Raw genomic sequence first — 11,928 nt, 5'->3', positions numbered from 1 at the left:
ATCAGTTAGACTCTTCCTTGTTTAACTCGTGTGCAGAAGTGCGAACGATAATGGCGTTTATTTGGTCGTTTTCGACATACCACGCCTTTGTGCTTCTCGCTTCTTCTGAGGTGTTTGTTCTTAGTATCACTCGGTAGTACTTCTTGTAAGGAGAGATAATCGGCTCATAAGCTGAAGGTGATAGGTTCTTGATGAAAGCTTCGGCGTTTTTCTTACTTGAGAAGGTGGCGAGTTGAACCAACCAATTTGCTGTACTTGGCGTAAAGTCGTTGGTTTGTGATGCTTCTATTGCGTCCGCTTTGCTGGCGTGACGAGGTGGATTTACCAAGTCTTTATCATCGCTGATGAATACGATGTCCTTGATTTCGCCTGATAAGACGTAACGTTCGCTAAAGCTTGGCAAGAATGTGAAATCACGCGCTCTTTGCTCGTGGGTCTTGGTGTACCAAAATTCAGTTAAGCCAATGCTGGTGGCGATTAAACAGAAGAAAAACAGGCTAGTGATGAAGTAACGTTTACGCCTAGTCGGTTTCCTTACTTCTGGGAGTTTTACTTTAGTACGACAATGCACACCGCTAGCCGAGCGATATTGGCTGATGGTTTGTTCTAACTGATGAACAAACGCTTTTAACTGTTCAGCGCCGCCTTCACGATATTGGCCTTTGAATCCAATATTGATAAATAGGTAGATGATCTCTAAAAGGTCTATCAGCTTGTGGGGCTGTCTTGCGGCTTTTTCTGCAACGGAGAAGAACAGTTCGCCACCGTTACGCATGCCAAACAATTCGCTCAGCAGGGTCTTGTTTTCCCAGCCGCGTTTCTCTCCCCATTCGGTGTAGATGATGAATTCATCAATGACTACAGCGTATAAAAAGCACAGTTTATCGATCACCGCGATAGGGTAAGTGAGCTCGGTTGCTTGAGCTTTTATGTCGTTGATGCCTTGAATAAATTGTTCACGAAAGACCGTGAGATCTTCGGGTTCAGACAGTGTGGATATCTTGAGTGTTTTAGTCAGTAAATCACTGCTGATGTTGATCAGTTGATTCTCTGCCTTATCAAAATGACGCAGAAACTCTTCTTGAGTGCTGGTGGAGTGTACAGCAACCAATTTAGAGAATGCCTGATCAGACTCTGTGTTAGCAGAGCCTTTTGATGCTTTATCGATGACCAGTGTTTCTTCGTCTAAATAATCCATAGCCATTATCTCAACGCGTATAGAACGACTTCGAGAGCAGGAATGCGCGCATCAACGTGTAGGGCAATCGCGTCACGTGTGTCTAGCATGTCTAACCAATTTCGGTCCTTGGTATCCACTTCGAAATAAGCGACGCCTTGCATCGGCTTAAGCTCGCTTGGTGCAATCGGAAGCGGTGTCAATGAGATACCAGAAAGCGAGCTTCTCACTAGCTCTACAATCTTGTTGTTACTGCTTAACTTGGCCGAGATTGGGAACAACTCATTAAGCTCTGTACTGCTGATGTCGGATTTAACACTTAGAACGAAGCGACGGTTATAAACGCTGCTAGGGTCTTTGATTAACGTGCGTAGTAAACGGCGTTTCTCAAACAGTGAAATATCCCATTTAAATTCGATGACTGAATCTTGTTGAACCAGTGTGAGTAGGTTCCGTAGGCTCGAAAACAGCGGGTTAAAGTTGTCATAGAGCTTGTCATATTTTAGAGGCTGACACTCACCTGGAATCGCTGGTGTTAACGCCATGACTTGAGCTTCAAATTGTTTTAGCTTTGAATACAGTTCATGGGTAGGGTATTTGGTGTTGCTGATGGTCAACTCAAACCACGGTAGCCATGTGTTGAGAGTTTGCAGCCATAGAAAATCTTGCATCATAGACTGAGGGCTTTTTTGACCTTGGCCAGCTTCAATGCGTTTTAAAAGGTTTTGAGCTCGGTTGCTTACCAGCGCGTGGATCTCTTTAACTCGTTCGCTGAGTAGGGTTGAAGCGCCGTAATGCAAGCAAGCAGGGATGAAGGCTCTATCAAGCATGACTTCGTCTGAGTCGCTGATTTCTAAAATCTTAGCCACTGGAATGAGGGTAAAGCCAGAGGTGTCTTCTCCCGCGAATTTGAGCCCGATATTCAGCTGAGCTACGTCGACTTCGACGCTGGCGTTTTCGGAGGTAGAAGTATCGAATACATTGATTGAACGGGTGATGTAACGACTCTGTTCTTGGCCATCTTCGCTGTAGTCATTATTGCCTTGCAAAGAGATTGGCAGAGCAAGGTAGACGATAGTTTCGATGGTGCCTTGCGGAATATCGACAACAATCTCTTGCTTGAGGTTGAATTGGGTTCCATCGGGGAACACACCTGAACAGCTCGGTATAGACAGCTTGCCGATCTTTAAGAGATCGTGGTTAAGCACTAGCTCGGTGATGCCAAAGAAAGGGGCAAAACCAGCCAGTGTTTCAATGTTCTGACGAATGTAGTTTTGCACATAGCGATCTTGCTGCTGAAAGTGCTGAGGGGCAATAAACATCCCTTCTTGCCACACTACTTTTTTGAAAGCGTCCACGTAAAATCCTTTTCTATTATTTTTATATATTGGCTTTTTTATTAAAAGATTTGCCACCAGCTCGAGTCAGGCTGTATCACGGCTAACTCTGCTTTCTTCCCTGTAATCGTTAACTCTAAGGTTTGCTCTGGATCTGAAGGCATAATCAAAACGGTCTTGGTTGTGCCATTCTGGTAATCCGCGAATTCGACCAGAGCTGCAATGTATTGCGTGTTTTTGTTGATGTCTAACGTCAGCTTTTGCTCTGAGTTAGGTAGTACAATCGGTAATACCTGTTTTGAAACTAAGTTTGCCGCCAATAACTGCAGGTCATTGTTGTACAAATCAATAAACGGCAGTTGTTTGAACAGCTGTTGATCCGTGAGTTGGTAAAGCCTAACCACAACTGGGTTCGCTTGGTCATCATTGTATTGGTTGACGGTCGCATCAGCTTTAACGGTCAACGAATATTGAGTGACAACAGGAGCTGGATCTGATGAAGAACACGCTGTGATCAGTAAACAAAGCGATAAGAGTATGAGGTGTTTCATTCTCTTTCCTCACTTTGTTTCTGCATGTTCTCCATAAACAACGCTTTGAATTGGCGTCTGAAATCCCCGTTGTCTTGACGATGTTGAAAGTGCTTTCGGTAAATCTTCCAATACTTTTTATCTTTGTTGGTAAAAATGCTGCTACTGACATACTCACTAAATTGGCTCTCAAGCTGCTTTGGTGCGAATTCATTTAAGAACTGATCAACGGTTTGTTCTAGGGCGTCGAACAGCGCTTTTTGTTGAAGCTGAGGATTCTGTAAGTATTGTTGGTTCTTTTCGGTCAGCGTGATGAGTTTGTCGATTGACTCTTCAATGCGAGTATTGTTCTCAACATTGACGGGCAGATATTCTAACTCTGCAGAAGAGAGTGAGTTGTTATCGGCGTGAGAGATTTCGTCTACTTCAATGTTCGGTATGACTTTGTCATCGTCCAAATCTTCAAACGGATCAGATGAGAAGGGGTCGTCACTCAGAACATTCTTCGAAGAGAAATTCGAGGTCTTCTGAACGGTAGCAACTTCTGGTGAGTCATCTAAAAAGTCAGTATCGCTGTCATCAAGCTTTAAGTTAAAAGGTTCTATAAAAGTTTCATCCTGTGTGGTGTTATTGGCCGCGTTGACCTTTGGATCACTCAATAGGCTAACCAGCAGTGTATAGCCACCAAGTTTGATGATGTCGCCGTCGGTAATGACGTACTCTTTCTCTTTTGCCAGAGACTTGTCGTTTAGTGATACGCCATTGTTACTGATGTCTTTAATCACGTAACCACGATCTGTCGGGTAGAGCTGACAATGAGTTCTCGAGATCCATTTTGATTGATCTGGCAGCGCAATATCACATGACGGAGAACGACCTAAGCTTCCGCCACTTTCGGGCAGATACGTCACTCTAGAGGAAACAACCTCTTCAGCAGGTACAGAAATCATGTGGACACTGATGGACAATGGCTACTCCTTGCACTTGGATATGGCTGAATTAAAACTGTCTAAGAAACCCGAATAGGTTTTAAGGAATCGATTCGAAAAATAGACCCCCATATCCTTGGTATCTAAATTCGTCGAATTGAAGTAATCGAGTGGTAAAGAGGCTTTGTTCAATTCTCTTTTAAAGACCAACTCATCTTCTAAAACAACATCAATTTCCCTTTGTTTTAAAAATCTTAGTAATACTTTAGCATCTCGTGGCTGCTTAACGACGTTAAATCCATTACGTTTTAGCCAAAACCATTTGTTTGAGCCAAATTTGGCAGAAAAGTTAAGGTTTAACTTTGACAATTCATCAACCTTCGGCTCAACTCCTGGGCCAAAATACCAATTCAACGTCTGTTTTGCGATGGGTGCTGAGAGCGTAGCGTATTCATCACGCTCAGAAGTTTTAGTGGCGACGAAAAAGCCGTGTTGGCTACCGCTATGCACGCGCAGTTGTGCGTCCGACCAAGTTGTCATTGTGAGTTGGTAAGGCTGTCCCATTATTCCTAAGGCACATTTAACCTTGTCCAAAGCAATTCCTTGCATTGTCGCGTTTTCGTAGCTTTGGTAAGGCGGCCAATCTTGTGTGGTCAGCATTAGGCGAGATGGCCCAATTTTTACTTGAGCAGAGACACTCATCGACCAAAACGTCGAGATGAGTAGGGTGACTAACGATAGTCTGATGGTAGAGGCTCTAGTTAACGTCATTAGAGTGTCCTATCACTTCAGAAATCTTCAAAATAGACACTGGCGGGTAATAGTCGAGCTTGTGTGCAGCCTCGATATTAACAATATAGGAATATTGGCTTAGTGATTCTATTGGGATGTCTGAAGCTTTTTGAGTTCCTTTCAATATGTTCTTCGCTTTGTATCCAGCGAATTGACCAACATTGTAGTAACGGCTAACAATGCCAAACAGGGCCTTATGTTTTCTTATCGGACTCTCGGTCGCCGAAAAAGTAGGTATACCTGCGGAATGTAGCCCCGATACGACTTCCCCACCTTGGGTGATAATGTATGAGTCCGGGGGTAAATAAGCCATATCGATACCATCACGTTTCATATTGTTTATCGTGATGTTAATTAAGTCGCTGTTTGACTTGGTTTTATCAATGTTTAATGGGTACAACATAACACGCTTGTTATAAATTTCCGATAACTCCATCATTTTATTTGCGGTGATAATCGAATTATTTTCGTCAGCGTTATATATAACCCCAAGGCTTGAAATGTTATTGAGCTTTTCTATCGCTTTAAACTGTATTTCATGGGGTACGATGTGCGATACACCAGTAAAGTTTCTGTCTGTTGAAGATAAATCAGTGATTAACTTCGAACCCACTGGGTCGGTCACGATACTGAATACTACGGGCGTCGTGTTGTTTATTCTAAATTCGCTAGGTTCAGTGTAAGTTCCTAATAAATTCAATGTGATAGTGGTACCAAATGAATAAATGAGGTTGGCTTCTTTATATTCTAGATCTCTTATATGTTGTTTGAGCTGAGCTTTATCTCGGTTTGCATCAAGAACGGTAAATCTCACATCAATATGTTGGGATAAATAATCCATGAAGCCTTGTTCGGCGTCCGTTACTCCCCGCCATAATAAAAGAATGACGTGTTTTTCATCACTCTTAGCAAATGAAGATGGGGACATTAAAATAAAGCTGAGAACGAACACTATAAATCTCATGATTGAACCCCTAGCTTCTGTTTATCAGACTTCAGGAATATCGAGAAAAACACAATTAAACTAAAGGAACTCGCGAGAAGCGACGCGCCAAATATAAGAATAGTTTGGTCGTAACCGAAGATACTCAAACAAACCCCAGCCAGCATTGGCCCCGCGATATTACCGATACGCTCTGTAAGTCTAAATATACCGATGATTTTTCCCTTCTCGATGCCCTGACCAGACAGGAGGTCGATGACCAAAGGTATTTGTGGAGAAACACAGATGCCGTGTGCAATACCAATAATGATCACGATAAGTAGCAGCCCTAGTGTGCCTTGGAAGAAGTAGAAATTGAGCAAGGCAAGGGATGAAAGCAAACCACCGATAAAAATGAAGGCCATTTTGTTTTTAAGCTTATCAACTAATATCGCGCTTAATGGTGAAATTAATATGATAGCGAGGCCATACGCCATAATCACCCGTCCAGAAACAGAGCTGCTTTCGCCTAGGAATTGCAGATAGACAGGGCAGATGTAGTAGAGGAAGCCTGTCAGTACGATCTTCGCCGGTATCGCACTGAATATCGTAATTAATGCAAAATACTTATTACTTAATAACAGCTTAAAGTCTTTCAGCTGAACGGGTTTACTCGCGTTGCTGGTGGTCGACTTTTCAAAGAACACATAGACCAACAAGACACTCAATGTTGCCAATAGCCCTGCGAGCATAAATGTTTCTGAGTATCCAAGTTTCTCGGCGAGGATCCCGCCAATGGCGGCGCCACATAAAGAGCCAGAAAAGAATGATGATAAGAAAGTCGCCATTCCTTTGGTGCGATTGGAATCGTTAGTGGTATCTGACACATAACCTTGCGCTGAAATAAATACGATACCGTAGCCTACAGCGGTAAAAGCCCGAGCTACTAACAGGAGTTCGAGAGATTGAATGAAAGCAGTAGCAACCAAGCCTATACAAGTGATGAGTCCACCTGTCATCAATGAATGTCTTCTGCCTACTTTATCTGACCAGTAACCTGCAAATGGCAGTGAGATAGCCCAACACAACATGAACAGAGAAATGGGCAAGCTCGTGACTAGGTTTTCAGGGATCCAACCGGTTGTGTTTTCCAGTGAAGAGACAAATCTAGGGAAGAAGGCGAGTGAAGATGCTTCTGAGAACACCAATAAAAACAGGGGTAAGCGAATGAATCGAAAGTCTTGCTTATCGATGTCTTGTGATGGTTGAGTCGGGTTGAGCTTAGTAATCGCTTGGTTAGTCAGATTGAGCAGTTTGCCTATTTCATCGCGCGTAGAGATCTTGGCTAAGTGATTCACGATGTCGCGGTTGACCAGCATGAACACTTTCTTTACCTGATTCCAAGGCGAAATAATCATGAAGTTACACATGAATAGAATGATTTCTGCAACCACAAGGCAAGAGGCAACTAACACGGTAATCATGTCCATGACGCTTTCTTTAAGCAGGTTAATGATTAAGTTGTTGTCGGTGGTGACATTCAATTGAATCGTGTGGCTGTTGTTGAGTGAGAATGTCGATTCGCGGATAGAAGGGTGATCGACCTGTTCTGCAGGGTAACGATAAGAAGTGCCCGATTGTCCTTCAAAGTTAATCGATAGAATCTCGCTATGATGATCAACGAAGAACGCAAATTCGTCTTCTAAGCCATGTAGTTTATCGGCAGGAACGCCTTTATCGAGTAGCTCTTTAATCATTTGATTTAAAGAGTCGCCAATCAGATTGGACTTCTGTTCGAGTTTAACCTCATAAATCTGTGAAAACTTGTCTAGAGATTGATACGAAACTCCTAGGTTAGCAATGATCGTCAACAGGATAGCAAGAGAGATGATAAACACAGGAAAGTGTTTGTTTTTCAACTTCTCAAACTTAGACAATGAATTCGGGGATTGCAGCGCCTTGTGAGCTTGGGTAATCGTTGGCAGTAATTCATCCGAATCGGTCGCGGACTCAAATATTGCAGTTGCGCCTTTTACTCGGCCGACAATACCTTTCAATAGGTACTTCAAAGCGACAAAGGCAAACAGGCAAGAGAGTAGTATCCAAATTGCCGAGTAGAGGAACTGGAGCTTGAGCAAGAAGGTTTTTTGTTGTTCTAACAGAGTTGTGGAGTAGTAGAGCTTTACTTGCCCCTCAACTAATCCAAAAGAGTTGGTGATATCGAGCGATAGCTGACGGTTATTCTCGTTGTTTTGTTCTCCGGTACCAAACAGTCGTTCGCCAGAGCTTGAGACGACAACCAAGGCGGTAATACCGTCAACGATTTTTAATCGACGATCCAGCATGCCTTGTATGTTTGATATTGCAGAAAGCGGCAAGCCTAAACTGATCGCTTGGTTGATATCGTTATGTGTTTCTTCTAATACAATTTCATAGATGGAGTCGGAGGTTTCAGTGAGCCTTTTCTCGAAATTAAAATAGTTCAGCGTTGCATTTAAGGTGATGGAAAACAGCAAAACCGCCATGATAGCAAGCATCAACTTAACCCGAAGTGAAAGGTTAATTAATGAAGGTTTGGTCAATGTTTGGCTGGCTTTGCTGTTCATAGTTAAAACCTACTTAATCGATAAATCGAAGTCAGCACTATTGTTGGTTGCGCTAACGGTGACTTGAGTAATAGGTTCGCTTCGGCTTAGCCTTCCAATACACTCTTCAGCTAACCTCGGCATCAATGAACGATTAATGATTTGCTCGACTGCACGGCCCCCTGTCGTTGGATCGGTATTACGGTCAACCACGAATTGAATGAAGTCTGCGTCCCAAGTAAAGGAAGCTTGATATTGTTCTGCGAGTTTCTTCTTGATTCGATTTAGCGAGATCTCAGTGATTTTCGCTAACTCTTCATCGTTAAGTGGGTAGTAAGGGATAATGGTGGTTCGTCCTAAGAAAGCGGGTTTGAAATATTGCTGCAGATCTGGACGAATTGCTTCAAGCAGCTCGTCGTTGTCGATACGATCTGGTGTCTTCGCGCACACATCACAGATAGCTTGGTCAGCTGCGTTCGACGTCATGATGATGATGGTGTTTTTGAAATCGACAGTTCGACCTTCACTGTCTTTGATATGGCCTTTATCGAAGATTTGATAGAACAAGTCATGCACGCCAGGGTGCGCTTTTTCCATCTCATCCAACAATAGTACTGAGTATGGGTTACGTCGGATAGCTTCCGTCAACACACCACCTTCACCAAAGCCAACGTAACCAGCAGGTGAGCCGAGTAGCATCGAAATCTTATGCTCCTCTTTAAACTCGGTCATGTTAATAACGGTAAGGTCATTGCTACCTCCGTACAGTTGCTCCGCAAGTGCCATGGCGGTTTCAGTTTTACCCACACCACTCGGACCACACATCAGGAACACACCAATTGGTTTACGATTATCGGTTAACCCGGCGCGTGATATGCGAATCGCTTTTGCGAGCTCGTTTTTCGCGACATCTTGACCAATAACTCGAGTATTAAGCTCGTCTTCTAGGGTCAGCAGCTTGGCGATTTCATCACTCATCATGTTGCCAACAGGAATACCGGTCCAATTCGCAATCACTTGAGCAATGGTGTTGTCGTCTACCATGGCGTAAACAAGAGGTTCTTCACCTTGCAGGTCGGCCAATTCAGTACGCAGGGTGTCGAGCTGTTTTTGCTTGTTAGCGTCGACAGCATCTTGCTCTTGTTCTTCGGTGATCTCCTGTTGAACCGATTTGATTTGGTCAACTAACTCAATCTCTTTTTCCCAACGTGTGTAATACGCTGCCAATGCTTGTTGGTTTTCTTCAATCGACTGTGTGAGTTCTTTGATCAATTCAGCGCTATTTGAGAACAACGCATCTTCTTTTTCTAACGCTGACTTCTCGTTTTCTTGGTAACGAATAGTTTGCTCTAACGTTTCTAATACTTCTGGTTTCGCACCTTGTGTCAGTGCGATTCGTGCACTCGCAGTATCAAGTAGGCTAATGGCTTTGTCTGGCAGTTGGCGACTTGGAAGGTAACGAATAGATAAGTTGACCGCCGCTTCAATCGCGGATTCAGCAATAAAAGCGCCATGGTGAGCTTGCAATGAAGCGGCTACACCACGCAGCATTTGCATTGCATCTTCTGCGTTAGGCTCTTCAATGGTCACGACTTGGAATCGACGTGTCAGTGCAGGATCTTTTTCGAAATACTTTTTGTATTCCGCCCAAGTTGTCGCGGCGATGGTTTTGAATTCACCACGCGCCAAGGCTGGTTTTAGAAGGTTTGCCGCGTCGTTTTGTCCGGCAGCGCCACCTGCACCAATAAGGGTGTGGGCTTCATCGATAAATACGATGATGGGTACTTCTGAGCTTTTCACTTCGTTGATGACGTCTTTTAAGCGGTTTTCAAACTCACCTTTAACGCTCGCACCAGCTTGCAGTAAGCCAAGGTCTAAAGAGTGGATTTGCACGCCTTGTAGAGCACTAGGGACTTCGTCGGCTGCGATTCTTAACGCTAAGCCTTCAACAACAGCGGTTTTACCTACGCCGGGTTCACCGACCATAATCGGGTTGTTTTGGCGTTTACGACACAAGATATCAATCGCTTTTCTTACTTCGGCATTACGGCCAGAAATAGGATCGATATTGCCGTCAATCGCTTGTTGAGTCAGATTCACCGTGTACTTGCTCAGTGCATCGTTGCCTGCTGGGGTAGTATCGACAGAGCCACCGGCTGAAGGCGTTGCAGAATTACGGGCAATAGGGGTTTTCTTGATCAGACCTTGCAGAGATTCGAGTGAAACACTGCTCAGTGTTTCTAGCTGCAGGGTGCTGACGCCTAACACGTTCTGTTGCATCAACGCTTGAATTAGATGCAAGCTGACGATTTCGCCATGACCATAGTTTACCGATGCAATCATCCAAGCATCTTTTATTAATTCAGTTAAGCCATGGCTTAGTGTTGGCTGACCTTCGCTGCCTTTTGGAAGCATAGATATTTTTTTGGAAAGCTCATTCACTAGCGCGTCTAATGACAGCTTTTGAGATTCGCACAACGCCATTAGCTTCGGATCTTTTTGGGAAATAAGCTGAAGGATCCAGTGTTCTGTTTCTATCGCTCCAACACCTTGGTTCATCGCCGCGCCCGCAGACGCTTCCAACGCTTGCTTCAGTTCGGGAGATAGCTTTCCTACTAAGTTAGTGAGAGTTACTTGTGTCATAGTCAATTCCTTGTATCTCTAAAATCTACACATTCCGTATTTATGAACTACAAAAGCAAAATCTTTACGGTTTCATTGGGGTTACGCTCAGGTGCAAGGTAGTCAATTTCACCTAAACGAGCGGCTATAGAAACCTTGCTTGATAAACGGGGTTTGGTTAAATATGAACGTTTGACGTTCAGATAAATGGCAACAGGCGTACTGTCTTTTAAATAGTGCTGAGTCAAAGACAGCACGGCTTTTGCAAATTGGTCATCTTTTTGAATCTCGAGGAACTCATTTCTGTTCTTTGGGGTAACAAAAATACTCAAGTTGTTGAAATGAGCTAGGCAGGTTTTGCCGACCAAAAAACCTTGCCCTAAGCGACTGTTAAAATCTCGATTAACACCGATGCGAGTTAACGAGTCGGTCGGTAATAGACGTTGTTCAAATGCCTTGCACTCCACCTCGATGGAGTAAGGGAAGAAGTCATTTAAAATCTTTTTCAGAGTCGTCAGATTTCGGCTTTGCTGGCTTAGCAGTAGTGAGTATTGGAGGTACTCTTTGTGCTCTTTTCCAAGCGCAGCAAAGTGGTTCAATAATGCTGTTTTCTTTGGGTTTTGCTCACTTTCAACGAGCAGCCAACGTCGAGCATTGGTTCGATAGGTGATTTCAAAGTGTCGTTGATTAAATACGTCGAGAAAATCTTGCAGCGAATGATCTTCATTGTGGATCGCGGCTAACAACTCTTCGTATATGTAATTAGGTATCACGCCTTTAACGCCCGAGAGCGCTTGTTTTGCCAATCTGAGTTTGGCTTTGTTCCCCTTTAACGAGAAGTATTGGATCTCTTGAGGGTTGCCAGTCGGCATCGCCTCCGATTTCAATTGGATCTGTATCGGCGCGCTACTTTGGGACTGAAGCTGCTCCAATAGCCTCATTGCCTGAGAGAAGTCGTACTTTTCAGGCTGAGCGGCTAGGTCTTTGATGAAAGGCTTCATATATCCCCCTTGCAGCCTAAGCGCTGGTTACTT

At 43.8% G+C, this 11,928-nt stretch carries 9 protein-coding genes; all 9 read right to left on the bottom strand.

Features of this window, described 5'->3' with window-relative positions; all coding sequences use genetic code 11:
• Position 1 precedes the first annotated feature (1 nt).
• Genes icmH through MSG36_RS15360 form a run of 9 tightly spaced genes read right to left on the bottom strand, consistent with a single transcriptional unit; the run spans position 2 to position 11,895 of the window.
• Positions 2–1,198, bottom strand: coding sequence for a type IVB secretion system protein IcmH/DotU (gene icmH, locus MSG36_RS15400; RefSeq protein ID WP_050648306.1), 1,197 nt, complete (start codon positions 1,196–1,198; stop codon positions 2–4).
• A 5-nt stretch (positions 1,199–1,203) separates the two neighbouring features.
• On the bottom strand, positions 1,204–2,535 hold the full coding sequence (tssK, locus tag MSG36_RS15395) for a type VI secretion system baseplate subunit TssK (RefSeq protein ID WP_048606919.1): 1,332 nt from the start codon (positions 2,533–2,535) through the stop codon (positions 1,204–1,206).
• Positions 2,536–2,576: 41 nt separating this feature from the next.
• Positions 2,577–3,065, bottom strand: a complete 489-nt coding sequence (gene tssJ / locus MSG36_RS15390; protein WP_248368642.1) for a type VI secretion system lipoprotein TssJ — start codon at positions 3,063–3,065, stop codon at positions 2,577–2,579.
• Entirely contained in the window at positions 3,062–4,012 is a 951-nt protein-coding gene (locus MSG36_RS15385) for an FHA domain-containing protein (RefSeq protein WP_052878488.1), read from the bottom strand. The genes tssJ and MSG36_RS15385 overlap by 4 nt, the downstream gene beginning before the upstream one ends.
• Positions 4,013–4,015: 3 nt before the next feature.
• Positions 4,016–4,744 carry a transporter substrate-binding domain-containing protein gene (locus MSG36_RS15380; protein ID WP_248368640.1) on the bottom strand — a complete coding sequence of 243 codons (729 nt, stop codon included), beginning with the start codon at positions 4,742–4,744 and terminating at the stop codon, positions 4,016–4,018.
• Positions 4,731–5,729, bottom strand: a complete 999-nt coding sequence (locus tag MSG36_RS15375; RefSeq protein WP_248368638.1) for an ABC transporter substrate-binding protein — start codon at positions 5,727–5,729, stop codon at positions 4,731–4,733. Before MSG36_RS15375 ends, MSG36_RS15380 begins: the two co-directional genes overlap by 14 nt.
• Positions 5,726–8,293, bottom strand: a complete 2,568-nt coding sequence (locus tag MSG36_RS15370; protein ID WP_248368636.1) for an MFS transporter — start codon at positions 8,291–8,293, stop codon at positions 5,726–5,728. The genes MSG36_RS15375 and MSG36_RS15370 overlap by 4 nt, the downstream gene beginning before the upstream one ends.
• Positions 8,294–8,302: 9 nt before the next feature.
• Entirely contained in the window at positions 8,303–10,915 is a 2,613-nt protein-coding gene (gene tssH, locus MSG36_RS15365; RefSeq protein ID WP_248368634.1) for a type VI secretion system ATPase TssH, read from the bottom strand.
• Positions 10,916–10,962: 47 nt separating this feature from the next.
• Positions 10,963–11,895, bottom strand: coding sequence for a type VI secretion system baseplate subunit TssG (locus MSG36_RS15360; protein ID WP_248368632.1), 933 nt, complete (start codon positions 11,893–11,895; stop codon positions 10,963–10,965).
• Between the last annotated feature and the right edge of the window lie 33 nt (positions 11,896–11,928).

This window comes from Vibrio sp. 1CM8B (genome assembly GCF_023161685.1).
GTDB classification, from domain to species: Bacteria; Pseudomonadota; Gammaproteobacteria; order Enterobacterales; family Vibrionaceae; genus Vibrio; species Vibrio coralliirubri.
This window is presented reverse-complemented; position numbering and strand designations above follow the sequence as displayed.